Source organism: Ruegeria sp. YS9, assembly GCF_024628725.1.
In the GTDB taxonomy this organism is placed as follows: domain Bacteria; phylum Pseudomonadota; class Alphaproteobacteria; order Rhodobacterales; family Rhodobacteraceae; genus Ruegeria; species Ruegeria atlantica_C.
On sequence record NZ_CP102410.1, the window covers coordinates 441,635 to 457,884 of the forward strand.

The 16,250-nt window shown below is 57.7% G+C and carries 15 protein-coding genes; 3 read left to right on the forward strand and 12 right to left on the reverse strand.

The window, feature by feature from the left end; translation table 11 throughout:
* Nucleotides 1-110: 110 nt before the first annotated feature.
* Genes NOR97_RS18335 through NOR97_RS18360 form a run of 6 tightly spaced genes read right to left on the reverse strand, consistent with a single transcriptional unit; the run spans nucleotide 111 to nucleotide 7,298 of the window.
* A complete protein-coding gene (locus NOR97_RS18335; protein WP_170345400.1) occupies nucleotides 111-1,052 on the reverse strand; it encodes an ABC transporter permease in 942 nt (313 codons plus the stop codon).
* Nucleotides 1,049-2,092 (reverse strand): ABC transporter permease, encoded by a 1,044-nt coding sequence (locus NOR97_RS18340; RefSeq protein ID WP_257600952.1) that lies wholly within the window; start codon nucleotides 2,090-2,092, stop codon nucleotides 1,049-1,051. The genes NOR97_RS18335 and NOR97_RS18340 overlap by 4 nt, the downstream gene beginning before the upstream one ends.
* Complete coding sequence (locus NOR97_RS18345; RefSeq protein WP_257600953.1) at nucleotides 2,082-3,602, reverse strand: ABC transporter ATP-binding protein; 1,521 nt, start codon at nucleotides 3,600-3,602, stop codon at nucleotides 2,082-2,084. The genes NOR97_RS18340 and NOR97_RS18345 overlap by 11 nt, the downstream gene beginning before the upstream one ends.
* The gene (locus NOR97_RS18350; RefSeq protein ID WP_257600954.1) at nucleotides 3,599-4,957 is read right to left on the reverse strand and encodes an amidase; all 1,359 of its coding nucleotides are present in this window, start codon (nucleotides 4,955-4,957) and stop codon (nucleotides 3,599-3,601) included. The genes NOR97_RS18345 and NOR97_RS18350 overlap by 4 nt, the downstream gene beginning before the upstream one ends.
* Nucleotides 4,958-4,973: 16 nt before the next feature.
* Nucleotides 4,974-5,957: a BMP family protein gene (locus tag NOR97_RS18355; protein ID WP_257600955.1), complete on the reverse strand. Its 984-nt coding sequence runs from the start codon at nucleotides 5,955-5,957 to the stop codon at nucleotides 4,974-4,976.
* Between the two features lie 27 nt (nucleotides 5,958-5,984).
* Nucleotides 5,985-7,298 carry an amidohydrolase family protein gene (locus NOR97_RS18360; protein WP_257600956.1) on the reverse strand — a complete coding sequence of 438 codons (1,314 nt, stop codon included), beginning with the start codon at nucleotides 7,296-7,298 and terminating at the stop codon, nucleotides 5,985-5,987.
* A 395-nt stretch (nucleotides 7,299-7,693) separates the two neighbouring features.
* Between NOR97_RS18360 and NOR97_RS18365 the strand changes: the two genes are divergently transcribed.
* Both NOR97_RS18365 and NOR97_RS18370 read left to right on the forward strand, forming a co-directional pair.
* On the forward strand, nucleotides 7,694-8,713 hold the full coding sequence (locus NOR97_RS18365) for an AraC family transcriptional regulator (RefSeq protein WP_257601394.1): 1,020 nt from the start codon (nucleotides 7,694-7,696) through the stop codon (nucleotides 8,711-8,713).
* A 194-nt stretch (nucleotides 8,714-8,907) separates the two neighbouring features.
* Nucleotides 8,908-10,086, forward strand: a complete 1,179-nt coding sequence (locus tag NOR97_RS18370) for an acyl-CoA dehydrogenase family protein (protein ID WP_257600957.1) — start codon at nucleotides 8,908-8,910, stop codon at nucleotides 10,084-10,086.
* Between the two features lie 175 nt (nucleotides 10,087-10,261).
* On the opposite strand, the gene NOR97_RS18375 is transcribed toward NOR97_RS18370, so the two are convergent.
* Genes NOR97_RS18375 through NOR97_RS18400 form a run of 6 tightly spaced genes read right to left on the reverse strand, consistent with a single transcriptional unit; the run spans nucleotide 10,262 to nucleotide 15,734 of the window.
* Entirely contained in the window at nucleotides 10,262-11,200 is a 939-nt protein-coding gene (locus NOR97_RS18375) for an HAD-IIA family hydrolase (RefSeq protein WP_374041628.1), read from the reverse strand.
* Nucleotides 11,164-11,979, reverse strand: a complete 816-nt coding sequence (gene phnE, locus NOR97_RS18380) for a phosphonate ABC transporter, permease protein PhnE (protein WP_257600960.1) — start codon at nucleotides 11,977-11,979, stop codon at nucleotides 11,164-11,166. The genes NOR97_RS18375 and phnE (NOR97_RS18380) overlap by 37 nt, the downstream gene beginning before the upstream one ends.
* The gene (gene phnE / locus NOR97_RS18385; protein ID WP_152457392.1) at nucleotides 11,979-12,794 is read right to left on the reverse strand and encodes a phosphonate ABC transporter, permease protein PhnE; all 816 of its coding nucleotides are present in this window, start codon (nucleotides 12,792-12,794) and stop codon (nucleotides 11,979-11,981) included. Before phnE (NOR97_RS18385) ends, phnE (NOR97_RS18380) begins: the two co-directional genes overlap by 1 nt.
* Complete coding sequence (gene phnC / locus NOR97_RS18390; RefSeq protein ID WP_257600961.1) at nucleotides 12,791-13,585, reverse strand: phosphonate ABC transporter ATP-binding protein; 795 nt, start codon at nucleotides 13,583-13,585, stop codon at nucleotides 12,791-12,793. The genes phnE (NOR97_RS18385) and phnC overlap by 4 nt, the downstream gene beginning before the upstream one ends.
* A 60-nt stretch (nucleotides 13,586-13,645) precedes the next feature.
* Nucleotides 13,646-14,620 (reverse strand): phosphate/phosphite/phosphonate ABC transporter substrate-binding protein, encoded by a 975-nt coding sequence (gene phnD / locus NOR97_RS18395; protein WP_170345390.1) that lies wholly within the window; start codon nucleotides 14,618-14,620, stop codon nucleotides 13,646-13,648.
* Between the two features lie 58 nt (nucleotides 14,621-14,678).
* On the reverse strand, nucleotides 14,679-15,734 hold the full coding sequence (locus NOR97_RS18400) for a DeoR/GlpR family DNA-binding transcription regulator (protein ID WP_257600962.1): 1,056 nt from the start codon (nucleotides 15,732-15,734) through the stop codon (nucleotides 14,679-14,681).
* Here NOR97_RS18400 and NOR97_RS18405 point away from each other — a divergent pair.
* Complete coding sequence (locus NOR97_RS18405; RefSeq protein ID WP_257600963.1) at nucleotides 15,733-16,197, forward strand: NUDIX hydrolase; 465 nt, start codon at nucleotides 15,733-15,735, stop codon at nucleotides 16,195-16,197. The two genes, NOR97_RS18400 and NOR97_RS18405, sit on opposite strands and share 2 nt — an antisense overlap.
* The last annotated feature ends 53 nt before the right edge of the window (nucleotides 16,198-16,250 follow it).

A 16,250-nucleotide genomic window follows, 5' to 3' on the forward strand; every position in this document is an offset into this window, starting at 1 on the left:
GACAGGCACGGGTTTAAATGTCGCAACCCGCCATGACCCGAAGTTTCATGTATGTCCTGCCCCTTTCGCGCTTGCAACAACAACCCATCCACTGGTTGTAAACCCTGATCTTAGCGTTCACCGCGCCGATAGGGTGCCATCAGCGCAGCAGGCACCTCGGCCCTGCGGGCGACGAGAACGAGCGCGACGATGGAAAGCACATAGGGCGCCATCAGGAAGAGTTGATATGGCACGCCTTCAATCGCCGTTTGCAGCCGCAATTGGTATGCATCGAAAAAGGCAAACAACACGGCGCCAATCAACGCCTTACCGGGCCGCCAGCTTGCGAACACAACCAGCGCGATGCAGATCCAGCCGCGTCCTTGAACCATGCCCGGAAAAAAACTGTTGAACGCCGTTGTCGTCAGGAACGCGCCACCCACTGCCATCAACGCTGATCCGACAACCACTGCACCAATGCGAATGCGAATGGGGTTCAGCCCCTGCGCCTCGACCGCGTGCGGGTTTTCGCCGGTCATGCGAATGGCCAGCCCCAACGGTGTCCGGGCAAGGACGTAAGCCATCACAGCCACCGCAAACAGCGCCAGATAGGTCGGCAGGGCCTGGGAAAACAGGATCGGACCCAGAATGGGGATGTCGGAAACACCCGGAACATCGAGTGGCTGGAAAGGTTCTATCGTCGGAGGCAGATCGCCCACTTCAACAAGCAACCGGTAAAGGTAGTAGGCCAGCGCGGACGCAAACAGCGTAATGCCAAGCCCCGATACATGTTGCGACAAACCAAGCGGGACCGTCAGCATGGCGTGCAGCAATCCCATCACCGCGCCGCAAAGCGCGGCAATCATCAGGCCCACCAGCAAAGGTGCGCCCAAGTAGACGGCAAGCCAACCGCTCATCGCGCCCATGGTCATGATCCCCTCGATCCCCAGATTGAGAACACCCGAACGTTCACAGAGCAACGCGCCGAGGACTCCGAAAATAAGCGGCGTTGCAATGCGCAGCACGGACGCCCAGAGGCTGGTATTCAGCAGCAGATCAATTGCATCACTCATCGGCGCACCCGGTAAGTTGTGAAAAGAAGGGCCACGATCATGGTGAGCAGGCAGAGCGCCACGATCACATCGGCAATGAAGCTGGGAACGCCGGTTGCGCGGCTCATGGCGTCGGCCCCGACAAAAACTGTGGCAACGAATACGGCGGCGGCAACCACACCGGCCGGATGCAATGCGGCAAGCATTGCGACGACGATGCCGGCATAGCCGAATCCGGGGCTCATGGTCGTGGTGACCCCGGCTGTAACACCCATGACTTCGACGGAACCTGCCAGACCCGCCAAAGCACCGGAAAGCAGAGCCACACCCATGATCGTTCGGGGCAGAGAAACTCCGGCAAAGGCAGCGGCACTGGCGTTCAAGCCTGCGGCGCGTGTTTCAGCGCCAAAAACCGTGCGGGCCAGGATCAGCCAAACAACACCTGCTGCCGCGATGGCAAAAAGCAGCCCGATATGAAGGCGCGTGCGGGGGATAAGATCCGGCAGGCGGTACTCTCCGCTCACTGGCACGGAGGAAGGCCAGCCAAAGGCCATCGGATCGCGCATCGGGCCTTCGATCATGAGGCCGACGAAAAGGATCACAATGAAGTTGAGCAGCAGGGTCGTCACCACCTCATCCACCCCGAAACGCAGGCGCAAAAATGCGGGGCCTGCTAACAGGGCCGCGCCCGCCGCCATGCCCGCCAGCATCAAAATCGGAATACCGATCCACCCGGGAACCCCGAGTGAATGCCCGATCCACGCGGTGATCAACGCGCCAACGAAAAACTGCCCCTCGCCGCCGATGTTCCAAAGCCGCGCACGAAAAGCGACGGCCGCGGCAAGCCCGGTGAGTATCAGTGGCGTGGCGCGGGTCAGCATCTCGGTGATCGAAAGGCGCGAACCAAGGGCGCCGGTCAGCATTTCACCATAAGCAGTCAGCGGGTTCACACCCGCCGCTGCGATTAGTCCCGCAGCCAATAACAAGGCGGTAATGATCGCGGCCAGCGGCGCAATGACCACAAGGTACAGCGGTACATATGTGCGTCGTTCAAGCCGCATCATCATCTTCCTTCCAGACTCCTGCCATCATCAGGCCAAGGCGTTGCGGATCAGCCTCATCAGCGGATATCGGTTTCGACAATCGACCCTTTACGATGGCCTGTATCCGATCGGACAGGGCCACGGCTTCTTCCAGTTCCTCTGAAATAAGCAGAATCGCGGCACCCTCGGCCCGCGCGGCCAAAAGCTCGGCATGAACAGCGGCAATTGCCCCTTCATCAAGGCCCCGCGTCGGCTGGTTGGCGAGTACAAAACGCGGTCCGTTGGTCAGGACTCGCCCCAGGATCAGCTTTTGCATGTTGCCGCCAGACAGCAGCCGTGTTCGCGTGTCGGGACTGGCCCCTCGGATGTCAAATCGTTCGATAAGACCTGCGGTGTATTCTCGGGCGGCGCGTTGTCGGACAAAGCCTCGGCGCGAAAACTCCGGTGTGCGCAGACGTTCAAGAACTGCGTTTTCCCACAGGCTCAATTCACCCACGACACCTTCTGCATGGCGGTCTTCCGGTACCCTGCCGGCGCCAGCCCGGATCATGCCACGCGGGCCCAGATGGCCGATATCCTGATTCAGCAGCGTCAACTGCCCGGCGCTTGGGTGGATCAATCCGGACAACAGCCCGCCAAGCGAGGCCTGACCGTTGCCTGATACGCCAACGATACCAAGGATCTCGCCAGCGTGGACGGTGAATGACACGTCGTCCAGCCGCAATTCACCGTCTTCTTCCACGCGCACATCGTTTGCGACCAGAACCGGCGCGCCAATCTCGTGGTCTTGACGAATAGGCCGTTCCACTTTGCGGCCAACCATCAGTTCCGCCAACTCTCCGGGGGTTGTTTCAGAGGTCCTGCGTTCCGCAACCAACCTGCCACCACGAAGAACGGCCACACGGTCAGAGGCCGCCATGACCTCATGCAGCTTGTGACTTATGAAGATAAGCGACAGACCCTCTTTCGTCATGTCGCGCAGCGTCTCGAACAGGCGCATTGCCTCGGGCCGGGCCAGAACGGCCGTGGGTTCATCCAGGATCAGTATGCGCGCGTCTCGATACAGCGCTTTCAGAATTTCGACGCGTTGACGCTCACCCACGGATAGGGACTTGATCCTGTCGTCGGGGTTCACGGGCAGACCAAACCGATCTGCGATCTGCAACAACTTTGCGCGCGCCTCGCCACGTGCGGACCGTGCGCGTGTCAGGGGTTCTGAACCAAGCATGACGTTTTCAAGAACCGTGAGGTTGCCCGCAAGCGTAAAGTGCTGGTGTACCATGCCCACACCCACCTCGATCGCTGCGCGGGGCAGGCCAGGTGGCAGCTCTTCGCCGAACACCCTGACAGTGCCTTCATCGGCTGCGTAATGACCGAACAGGATGTTCATCAGCGTCGTTTTTCCCGCGCCATTTTCACCCAACAATGCAAGGATTTCACCCTCGGCCAGTGTCAGGGTCACATCATCATTGGCGGTAAGCGTTCCAAAACGCTTTGTAATGCTGTGAAGTTCCAGAACCTTGTTCATGTAGGCAGGCCTGCGATTGGAGACGGAAAGGTTAGTTCGGGCGCACGCGCCTCGATCAGAGCGCCAAGTTTCAGCAGCGCAACATCCGAACCGGGTGGTCCCATCAGTTGCACACCGATTGGCAGGCCATTTGCCATGCCAAACGGCAATGCCAAAGCCGGCAAGCCTGCGACATTGGCAAGTGCCGCGTTCGGGGCAAAGGCCTCCAGCCGCGCCATGTGTTCATCTGCGGAGGCACCAGACAGATCCAAAGTGCCAATAACGGGCGGCGCAGACGATAGGACCGGCATCAGCACGGCATCGGCAGAACTTAAAGTCTTGCGAGCACGATATGTCAGACGCGCAAGCTGCCGTGAGGCCGCAAAAAGCGCGGTGGCAGATGTGGCACGGCCTTCGGCGGCCAAGGCGGCGGCAAGCGGTGGAACCTGGTCATCGCGGATCCCGAGTGCAATGAGCCACTCGGCCAGCGAAACAGCCAGTATCGTGCGGGCAATTGCATGAGCCTCGGCCCCCATCTCGTCCGGGGCGCAAATGTCATGCACTTCGCAACCTGCATCGCGCAGAGCGTCAGCCGCATCTTTGGCGGCTTCGCACTGGTCAGATCCGCAACGCTCGGGCAATGCCAATGCGATGCGGGGGAGGTCCGCCGGATATACCGGGGCCATGGGCTGGGCTACGGCTTGAAAGGCGGTTTCCACATCGCGAACGGACCGTGCCAGAACCAGTTCTGACGCTATCCCCATCAGGTGATTGGTAAAATCAGGGCCTCCGGGCACCGCACCACGTGACGGCTTGAGCCCGGTCAAGCCGCAGCACGCGGCAGGTACTCTTATAGATCCGGCCGCGTCCGTGGCATGAGCAATGGCGACGATGCCGCCTGCAACCGCAGCCGCAGCGCCGCCAGATGAGCCACCGGGCGTCAACGCGGGATTCCACGGATTGCGGGCCGCAACCATGCCATCTGGTTCACATGTCAGGGAAAGGCCGAATGGCGGTGTTGCCGACACGCCAAAAGGGATCAGGCCGGTCTGTCGCCATTCATGCAGCAGGCAGCTGTCAGTTTCGGATTTTCGCCCTTGCGCGCGGATTGCCGCAGACCCGGCAGCAGCGAGCAGCCCTTTAGCGGAACCGCCGAGGTCTTTGACCAGGAACGGAACCCCGTGAAAGGGCCCGCGCTGGTCCGATGGCGCTGCATCTGCTGCCCTCGCGCCGGCGCGGGCCATGTCTTCGTCCAGAAACACCACGGCGCCCAGATCCGCCTGCGCGTGGCAGGCGGAAAGGCTTGCTTCCATCGCGTCGGCGGCAGTGATCTGCCCTGCCGAAACGGCAGCTGCAAGAGCCGTGGCATCGGTCACGTCAAAACCCCCGGGATCAGGAGGGCTCGCTTTCGTCGATCGGAACGTCCCATTCGCCGGATTGGATCGCGGCCTGTTTGGCCTCCATCGCAGGGATGGCGTCGGCAGGCACTTCGTCAGCGACATAGATCAGCTCATTGCCGCCATGGGCCATGAAGGAATATTCAGTATAGTTGCGCCCGGTGGGTTTGCCGGCCTGAACATCCGCCACGATGGCTTCGATGGTTGGCCCATAGTTCCATATCGCGTTTGCAAAGACCGTACCGGGATAGCGCGGTGTATAATCGATAAGTGAACCGATGGCTTTCACACCACGCGCCTGAGCCGCATCCGCCGTACCGATCCGTTCACCAAACAGGATGTCCGCGCCCGCATCGATCTGGGCAATCGCGGCTTCCTGCGCGCGGGCGGGATCGAACCATGCTCCGATGAAACCGTTGAGGAAGGTAGCGTCAGGGTTCACTTCACTGACGCCCATCCGGAAAGCGTTGATCAGCAGGTTCACCTCGGGGATCGGATAACCGCCGACCGAACCATAGACATTGCTTTCCGACATTCGGCCGGCAAGCATTCCGGCCAAATAGGCCGCCTCGTGGTTGCGGGTGCCGAAAACACCGAAATTGTCGCCCTCCGGTCCGCCGGAAGACCCCATCAGAAACGCGGTATCGGGGTAGTCACCCGCCACTTCGCGTGCTTCGCGTTCCACCGCGTAGGACTCGCCCCAAATGATTTGCGCACCGCCTTCGGCATATTCGCGCATCGCACGGGGATAGTCGGTCGGAGCTACACCCTCGGAAAACTCATATTCGATCAGACCAGCCTCGGCGGCTTCCTGCATCGCCACATGGATCCGGCTGTTCCATGCGTTTTCGACCGGAGACATATGCACGCCAGCGACGCGGATCGCAGATTGTGCATTGGCGCGGCGGACATAAGCCGGCAGGGCCAGCGTGGCCGCAGCACCGACCATCAGTTGACGACGTGTTGTGGTGAGTTTCATCGGAGTATCCTCTTCTGTTGGTGGCAACTATTCTTGTTTTTGAGCTTCCTGAGTATTGGGCCTGGGCGCGTAATCCGCTGGATCCAGGGTCGAGGGGCGGCCGGGCAAAGAAAGCGCGGCCAGTCTTGGTTCGGTACGCGCCAGCACCTTGCCGTTTTTGATGACGGCAAGACGTGTGGCCTTCATGCGAACAGCTTCAATCGGGTCACGCGCTTGCAGCACAACCATGTTGGCCGGGCCACCTTTGCGAATTGTCGGGTCAGGCAGACCCATGGTCCTGGCACCGTTCTGGGTAACGGATGTGAAAGCCCATTCCATCGCTTCGCGGGATGTCATCGGCACCGCATGCACGCCCATATGGGCCACTTCCAGCATGTCGGCGGACCCAAGAGAATACCATGGGTCCATGGTGCAATCCTGCCCGAAGGAAACGTTCACACCTGCTGCACGCAATTCTGGTACACGGGTCAGGCCACGGCGGCGCGGATAAGTGTCCGAGCGGCCTTGCAGCGTGATATTGATAAGCGGGTTCGGTACGACGTTCATGCCGCTTTCCGCGATCAGCGGAACAAGCTTCGAGGCATAGTAGTTGTCGTATGAATGCATCGCGGTGACATGGCTTGCAGTCACACGACCCCCGAGCCCAAGGCGCGTGGTTTCATAGGCGAGGGTTTCCACATGGCGCGACATCGGATCGTCGCTTTCATCACAGTGCAGGTCCAGCATCAGCCCACGATCTGCGGCAATCTCGGCCAGCCTCGTGACCGATCGGGCGCCTTCCGACATCGTGCGTTCAAAATGCGGGATACCGCCCACCACGTCGACCCCCATATCGAGCGCCCGGATCAGGTTTTTCTCTGCATTTTCTGCGCGATACAGTCCATCTTGCGGGAATGCCACCAATTGCAAATCAATATACGGGGCAACCAGCTTGCGCACTTCCAGCAAAGCTTCGACACCCACCAACGGAGTTGACGAAACATCCACATGCGAACGGATGGCCAGCAACCCCTGCGACACGGCCAGATCGCAATATCGCATGGCCCGCTCAATCACCGCTTCGGGCGTCAGCAGGGGCTTCAGTTCTCCCCAAAGCGCGATGCCCTCCAAAAGCGTGCCCGAGACATTCATACGTGGTGTCCCCAGGCTCAGGGTGGCGTCCATATGGAAGTGCGGGTCGACGAACGGAGGTGAAACCAGGCGGCCCTTTGCATCGATTTCTTCGCGCGCCTCACCCAAGATGTCAGCGGCAATTTCCGCAACACTGTCGCCCTTGATCGCAATATCCACCGGTTCGCGGCCATCCGGCAAGCTGGCCTTTCTGATGATGATGTCAAACATTCATCTGCCCCCTAATTTGACCACATGGTAAAAGTATTCAAAAAAATTGCCATTTATTTTTGCGATGTTTTGGAATCGGCGCCTTTGACAGCCTCTCAGCTGCTCATTATCAAAGCGCGACTGATTAAATTTTGGCCATCTATAGCCCGGGATTTGGGGCAATGGCGGCCCGAGCCAAAGAGCGCCCGGTTCATCCGCGAGATTGTTTGCCGATGCAAACAAAAGCTCCGCCCGCCACCGCACAGCGATATTCGATGACCGGTGCGGCGAACAGGGGCGCTAGCCCTCTGAATTGAGTTCAAGCAGAGCGTTGTTTGATGAAGACATCGACAATCCACCATCTGCACGCGCCGTGTTTCATCTCGACCGGAATTGGTGATACCTCCTTGCACGTCATGACCAATGTCGCACCAACGATCCTTTCCACGGTTTCCAGCCAGTTTATCGATGACTGGCTGACGGCATTGCGTACGCTATGCCCCGAGGCTCAGATGGCATCGCTTCTCGGCCGGTCGGGTTTGGTCGCGGATACGCGTCACCCTCATGGTCGCGTCACGCTGGATCAGATCGTATGTCTCTATCAACTTGCCGCAGTTGAGACCGGTGATGAGATGATGGGGCTTTGGAGCCGCCCAATCCGGCCGAGGGCCCTGCAACATCTTTTGACGACAGTCCGGGAAGCCACGTCACTTTCATCAGCACTTTATCGCTTTTCGACCTTCTGGAACTTGTTGCTGGATGACTACCAGTTTGATCTGGATGACGCCGATAACATGTTGGTGCTTACCCTGAAGCCACGGGGCGCGGCTCAAGTTCAGCGGTTCGGGCATATGCTGATACTCAAACTTGCCCACGGGCTCATGTCTTGGCTGGCGGGGCATGAAGTTCCGGTCAGGGGCGTCGATTTCGTGTTTGACCGCCCCGACTTTGATCAGGATTACGCGGTCATCTTTCCGGCGCCGCTACGGTTTGGCCAAGGCGCCACCGCGATTTCGTTCGATCCGAATGCACTGGGTCCAGTGCAGGCGCGCAGCACATCTGATCTTGACCGGTTTTTGCAAAACGCGCCCCGAGACTGGATCTTCACCAGTTCGCGAGAGCACACCCAATCGCTGCGGGTGCGCACATATCTGGGTCAAACGGGCTGGGGCGCAGCAACCCTGACCCAGACAGCGTCCGCGATGCACATGACCCCGCGCACCCTGATCCGCAGGCTGCATGCGGATGGAACATCGTTTCAGGCCATCAAGGATGCCCTGCGGCGTGACATCGCAATCCGTGATCTTCAGGCGGGGCGCAAAAGCGTTGAGGCCATCGCCCATGATGTCGGATTCTCCTCGGCTGCAAACTTTCACCGGGCCTTTCAACGCTGGACCGGCAGCACCCCCAGCTCGTATCGCAGGACGAATATCTGAGACGCGCTTTTTGTCACTTTTGGACAATACCCTGTCACCACGCGAGATAGAGCAAAGAAGTTTCTCCTGCTAAATATTGCGCAATACATGGCGTTCTCACCTGGCTCTCCTCTAGAAGCTTGACCCGCTGCCTGCTCAGCAGGTGCTGAAGTGTGGCGTCATGTGAAAAGAGCCGCTCACAAAAGGACCGACCAATGTCAGACAAACTCGCCACCATACTCCAAGCCGCACGCGACCACGCCGAGCAAGTCATCCTGCCCAATGTGGACGCCTGGAACGCCGCAAAGACATGGCCCCGTGATGCGTCTGACAAGGCCGGGGCCGCTGGCCTGACGGGGCTCTACGCCCCCGAAGAGTTTGGCGGCCAGGCCTTGCCGCTGTCCGAGGGCATTCAGGTCTACGAACAGCTGGGGCTCGGAGATGGCGCTTATGCCTTTGCCCTGTCGATGCACAACATCTGTACCTTCGCGGGCTGCGGCTATGGCACGGATGCCTTCAAGGAAAAATGGGCGCGAGATCTGACCTCGGGCCGCAAACTGGCGAACTTTGCCCTGACCGAACCGCAATCGGGGTCGGACGCAACAAACATGTATTCGCGCGCCGTGATCAATGGTGACGGCACATGGACGATCAGCGGCGCGAAAGCATGGGTCAGCCTGGCGACCGAAGCTGATATCTATTTCACCGTGGTTAAGACCAGTGACGCACCCGGCCACAAGGATATGGCGATGATCGCCATTCCCGCCGACGCACCGGGCCTCAGCTTTGGGCCGCTTTATGATACCCCGTCCTACAACTTCCTGCCCTTGGCCGAGATGTACATGGACAAAGTGGTGGTGAGCGAAGACAACATCATCCTGCCCATTGGCCAGGGCCTGCAAGGCTCGCTCATGGCGATCGATATTGCCCGCGTTTCGATTGCGTCAGGATGCTGTGGATTGATGCAAGCTGCGCTGGATACGGCGTTGTCCTATTCCAAGAACCGCAAGATGTTTGGTGGCAAGAACCTCGATCTGGACGGGATCCAGTGGATGCTGGGCGAGGTTGCAACAGACCTTGAAGCCTCAAAGCTTCTCTACCGAAAGGCGGCAGAATCCCTTGGCACGCCCGAAGGTCCATTGATGGCTGCCCATGCGAAAAGGTTCGTGCCCGATGCCGCCGTGAAGGCTGCGAACACCTGTACGCAAGTGTTGGGTGGTGCGGGGCTGTTGCAGCCCTACGGTCTGGATCGTTTGTCCCGCCTTGCGCAAATGCTGCGGATCGTGGACGGGACGACGGAAATCAGCCGCGTGGTTATCGGGCGGGCCTTGCAAAAACGTGCGGCAACTCTGCCTGATCTGCCGGTGCCGAAAGGCTTTGGCGAGACCGACTGAATGTCCCACATCTGGCAGAACGGCGCCAATCGGAGATTCTGCGCAGACTTCAGCAAGATCGAACGGCCAGCCGCATAAGTGCGGCCGGTTGCCTGAATGGTTGACCGTGGTGCTAGCTCGCCCTGAGCAATGTCGCACAAAGCGTAAGAGGATTTGCTTTCTGACGACACTGACATCAAGGCCGGTTCAAGACAAAGTTCGGCGCTATCCCTGCCTTCATGATCGCTGCTTCAACATCATGCCCTGCGAAGAAACCGTATCCCGAGATGAGAGCGGAAGCTATGCCGGCTTCTCGTGCGCCCAGTATGTCGGTGTGAAGGCTGTCGCCAACCATCAGAACCCGGGGCTTGTCGATGTGCCCGAGACGTTGGAAAGCAATATCATAGATATTGGCAAAAGGCTTTCCAAAAAACTGAGGGGCGACGCCTGTCCGGTCTGCCAGCCGATGCGCGTAAAGACCGGGTTCCTTGGAAAAACCATACTCGCGCGGAGCGACAATGTCAGGGTTGCCGACCAATACCGGGCGGGGGCGCTCCAGCAAAGCGGCCTCCAACATGGCTTGCCGCGATTCAGTCCAAACCGCCGACCCGATCATCAAAAAACCGTCGACGGTTTCGTAGGGCTTCGGATCGTCCTCCAGATAGGATAGTTTCAGCCCCTCCAGATCGCGAAGGCCGGCACTGGGGGTCGCCATCAATCCCCAATGCAACTCACTTTGGCCGTTCAGTTCAGACAACAATGTGACCCGGCTGGTGATCACGTCTTGTGGGGCGAAATCGTAACCAAGCCTCGTGTACTTCTCCAGTAGAGTTGCGTGGGGAAACCCAGCGGCATTCGACACAACCAGAACACGTTTGCCGGCGCCTTTCAGCGACCTGACCCGATCCGGCGTGCCCGGGATTGCCGTATCACCAATATTGAGAACCCCGAAAGCATCGAGGAGGAACACGTCAAACTCATGAGCTATGTCCTCCAGCGTGTCCGCCTGGCGATAGCTCAATTCAGTAGATCTGGTTTGCGGCAGGCGATGTCGTACAGCCTCGTAGGCGTCAAAAGCATCTTGCACAGAGAAACCGGTCAAATGATGGCCCCTCGTACTTTCGCCGAAACCCATTCGCTGATCATAACGGCGACCAGAATTACAATCAGGATCAGGCTGACTTGCGGCCATGCCAGAACGTTGAGAGAAGCTGAAAGTTGCAACCCGATGCCTCCAGCTCCAACCAGCCCAAGCACCGTGGATTCGCGGATGTTGATATCCCAACGGAAAACGGCAATGCCTGCAAACGCAGGCAGGATTTGCGGTACGATCCCATAGGCCATGACCTGCCAGCGTGAAGCACCGGTCGCCGCGATTGCTTCGACCTGCGTGTGATCAATTTCCTCAATCGCTTCGTAAAGAAGCTTTGCGCAAAACCCGATTGAACGAATGGCGATTGCTATGACACCGGCGAACACTCCGGGACCAATAATCGCGATCAGAAGAAGCGCCCAGATCAACGAGTTGATGGAGCGGGTCGAGACAATGACCAATAGCGCAATCGGCCGGATGAACAGAGCGGACGGCGTGGTGTTGCGGGCCGCCAAAAAGGCGACGGGGACTGCCATGCACAGGGCGATGATTGTACCCAGGGTGGCGATATTTAGCGTGTCCCAAATCGGGCGACCCAGCTGGGTGATGTACTCCCATTTAGGAGGCGTTGCCCGGGTCCATATATCATTGGCGATACGGGGCGCGTCCCAGACGAAAAACCAAGTGGTCGATTCCGAAATCAGCTGCCAGCAGTAAACAAAGATCGCCACGCCCAACAGCCAGCCGAACCAACGAACCAAGCTCTGACCTGTTGTCCGGCGACGCCAGATTTGCGCATCGTCGCGTTCAAGTATCGGCATTACTGAACCCTCGCTCGAATAATCCCCGAAAGGTATTCCAGAGCCATCACGATGCCGATGATAAGAATGAGAATGGCCGCCGCGGTGTCGTATTCATAGCGGTCGAATGCGGTGTTCAAAGTCGCACCAATTCCGCCAGCCCCCACGAGCCCGAGGATCGCGCTTTCCCGGAAGTTGATGTCGATCCGATACATGGAAAGGCCCACAAGTCGCGGCATCACTTGCGGCTGAACTCCATAGTTGATCCATTGTGGCCAACGCGCTCCAGAGGCCTTGATCGCCTCGGCCTGAACCTTGTCCATGGCTTCGATATCTTCGGCCAGAAGTTTCGAAAGAAACCCTATGGTGGCGAAGGAAAGCGTCAGAAATCCGGCCAACGGGCCAAAGCCGAAGATCGCCACAAGCAATATGGCAACGATAATCTCTTGCAATGCCCGGCTTATCGCAACAATGCCTCGGCAAATCATGTAGATTGGCAATGGCGCGATATTGCGTGCAGCCCCCAGCCCAATCGGGATCGATATCAGGATACCCACGACCGACGCGGCCACGGTCATGACGATACTTTCCAGAAGGCCGCTCCAAATATCTGACCACCGTGAAATGAAGTCCGGGCTGGTGAATGCAAGCACAAACGCCCAACCCCGATCCAGCCCTTCATAGACACGGCCCCAATCGACTTCGATGGTCATAAAGGCTGCGATCAGGTAGGCGAAAAAACCAAGAAGCAATGCCCAGCGGAGCACTGGGTTCTTGACAAAGGCAGGCTTACGCCAGCCTTTTCCCAGCATGTCGTCCAGTTCTCGATGGCTCATTCTGCGGCCTCGATATCTTCATCTTCGTCCACTTTTTCGATGGTTGCTTCCCAGTCCTCTTCCCCATAGATCTCGGTCAGCTTCTCAGGGGTAAGGCCGGTGGGAAGTCCATCATACACAATTTCGCCAAAGCGGAGTCCCACGACGCGGGGAACAAACATCTGAGCGAGCGCCACATCATGGATATTGATGATGGCCGCCAATCCGCGTTCCTGACATAACTCGGTGATCAGCCGCATGATTTGACGGCTGGTCTTTGGGTCCAGCGACGCAGTTGGCTCATCGACCAGCAACAGTTTCGGGTTCTGTATCAAGGCGCGGCAGATGCCCACCCTCTGGCGTTGACCACCCGACAGTTCATCCGCCCGTTTATCCGCCATGTGCAACAGCCCCACCCGATCGAGCAAGCGGAAGGCTTCGTCCACATCCGACTGCGGATACCGCCGCAGAAAACTGCGCCAGAACCCTACATAACCCAGCCTGCCGGACAATACGTTTTCCATCACTGTAAGGCGTTCGACCAAAGCATATTCCTGAAAGATCATGCCCATTTGGCGGCGCACTTTCCGCAGCGCACCCGAGCCGAGTTTGGTCACGTCTACGTCATCCAGAAGGACACCGCCGCTGGTCGGTTCAACCAACCGGTTGACACAGCGGATCATGGTCGATTTGCCCGCGCCCGAGGGCCCGATCAACGCAAGAACCTGACCTTTTGGAACCTCAAGATCAATCGCCTTCAGCGCCTGATCTCCGGTCTTGTATGTTTTCGTCAGCTTTTGAAGACGCAGCATGAAATGCCCCAGATTAGGGTGAAGAGCGGGCCCTTTCAGGCCCGCCGGATGAGCCGGAAGTTACTGGCAGGCGTAAGAGACGCCATTTGCTGCGTCAATTTTACGAATGACGTCCCAGAATTCCTGATAGGTCATCTCGAGGAATTGGCCTTCGTTCGACTTCGAGAACTCCGCCTCCAGAGTCGTGCCTTCCCAGTCGAAACTGAAAAACGCATTGCGGATCTTTTCCTGCAACTCGGGCGTCAGGTTGTAGACGGTGCCAAACCCTGTGGTCGGGAAGGTCTGCGACTTGTAGATCGTAATGACATCATCTTCCTTGATCACATCGCGCGAGATCATCCGGGACTTGACGGAATTCGCAATTGAGGCCGCCAGGTAATCCTTGTTGGCGACACCCAGAATCGAGTTGTCGTGCTTGCCCGAGTAGACAGGTTCGAAATCGCGTTCGGGCAGAAGATCAAAATCGCTTTTCAGGATCGCCGAGGGCGCTTTGAATCCCGAGTTGGATGTAGGCGATGTGAAAGCCAGTTGCTTTCCCTTGATGTCTTCGACCTTTTCGATGCCCGAACCCGGATAGGTGATGATCTCCATCTCGTAACCAAAATTTCCGTCCTTCGAAGCCATGATCGTGAACGGACGGAACCCGGCGCAGTTTACCGCAAGTGGGTTGGAACCGGTGTTGAAGCCTGCAATATGCAAACGGCCCGAACGCATCGCCTCGATCTGGGCCGCGTTGTTCTGGACTGGAAAAAAGACGACATCCTTGCCAGTTTCCGCTTTCAAATGGTCAAGAAAGTCTGACCAAGCAGTTTTGTATACGGCGGGGTCTTCAACCGGCGTATAGGCAAAAATCAAAGTGTCCGGATCTATCTGCTCGGAAGGGTCCGTGGGGATATCCGCGATCAAATCACCGTCGGCATCACAAAAACGCTCGTCCAAGTCACCGCGTGGACAATCCTGCGCCGACGCCGTTCCACTTATCGACATGAGCGCGATTGCAGATGCCCCAAGCAATAGTTTGATATCAATCTTCATGTTTTCCTCCCAGTCATGTGCGGTGCTTTTTGTCCGCCGTTAATCAGTCATTTCACATCTACCCGGCAACGAGAACGTCGACCCCGGCGCCCTCAATAGCGTTACGCAATTCTCCTGTTGGTTTTTTGTCGGTGATTATCGAATCCAGGTCACTAAGGTCTCCTACCTGAGACAGGCCTTTCCGGCCAAATTTCCCGGAATCAACAAGAAGGTGCCGTTTCTCGGCTCGCGTCAGCATCACCCTCTTTACTGCCGCAAAGCCCCGCACTGTTTCTGAAGGGCCATCCGTCGAAAACCCCGAGGAACCGATCATGCACCTGTCGACGTTGAAACGGGACAGAAACTCCAGCGTCTCGGTTCCGATCGTTGCGGACTCGGTAGCCAAAAATTCCCCTGGGCATAACAGCACTTGTGCAGCCCCATGGCCAAGGGTCATAGCTACGGGAATGGAATTGGTGATTACCGTGCAAGGGGTATCAATATAAGCCAGTTCACGTGCCATTTCGATTGTGGTCGAGCCGGAATCGATCATGACCGTTTCACCGCTCTGGATCAGTTCCGCCGCTGTGGCGCCTATCCGTTCGCGTTCCTCAACCTGAGCGTTTGTTCGTTCATCCAGACCCGGATAGTGCCCTTGCGCGGCGGCCGACGCCCCCCCGTGTGCCCGCGCTATCAAACCGTCATTCGACAGCGCATCGAAATCTCTGCGTACCGTCTCGGTGGAGACGTTGAACCGCTGTGCAAGTTCATTGATGCGAACGTGCGGGCGCAGCTTCAGTTCCAGCAATATCTGTTGGCGCCGGTCGGACTTCTTTACCCGGCTTTGGTTCTTTTCAGACATTCTGCCGCGCGTTTTAGTTTTGGACATCCGACGACCCGACTTGGCTTCGAAGCCTACTTTTGTGGGCTTTCGGTCATAATGCAATATTTTTTGTTGCATAACCCACGGAAGGTTGTGAGAATTCGAGCGAACACAAGTATTTCCAAGCGCAAAGCAAAGGTGCACAGACTGACCAAATTCAGAATACGAGCCAAGGCAAAGCGTTAACCGGCCAATTTGCCAATAAGGCAGCTTTCTTTTGGTTTCTGGTCGTGTGGCATTGAGGAGCAGCATGGGCGACAGCGAAACGGCAGACCAGATTGCGGCGCTTCCGATGCGCTGGGACAAGACTGGCAAGTTGCGCGTTCTTATGGTCACTTCGCGGGATACCGGCCGGTGGGTTATCCCGAAAGGATGGCTAATGGACGGCAAAGAACCATGGCATGCCGCCGAAATCGAAGCGCAAGAAGAAGCAGGCGCTGTCGGCACCATTTCGAAACAGCCCATCGGTCATTTTTACTATGATAAACGATACGAGGGGCGAAGCAGCGTTCGCTGCCGCGTTACTCTTTATCCCCTGGTCGTCGAAAAGCTGAAGCGACACTGGAAGGAAGAAAGTGAACGCACACGTCACTGGTTTTCGCCGGCAAAGGCCGCAAGGTTGGTTCAAGAAAGAGACCTGTCAGATTTGCTGAACAATCTGACAGACGATCCAGAAGTCAAAATTGTCATAAAGAAACTTCGAAAGGCTGCATGAGGAAGGGCATGAAAGAACCGGGAAACCCGGACGCATCAAGCTCAAAGGGAGGA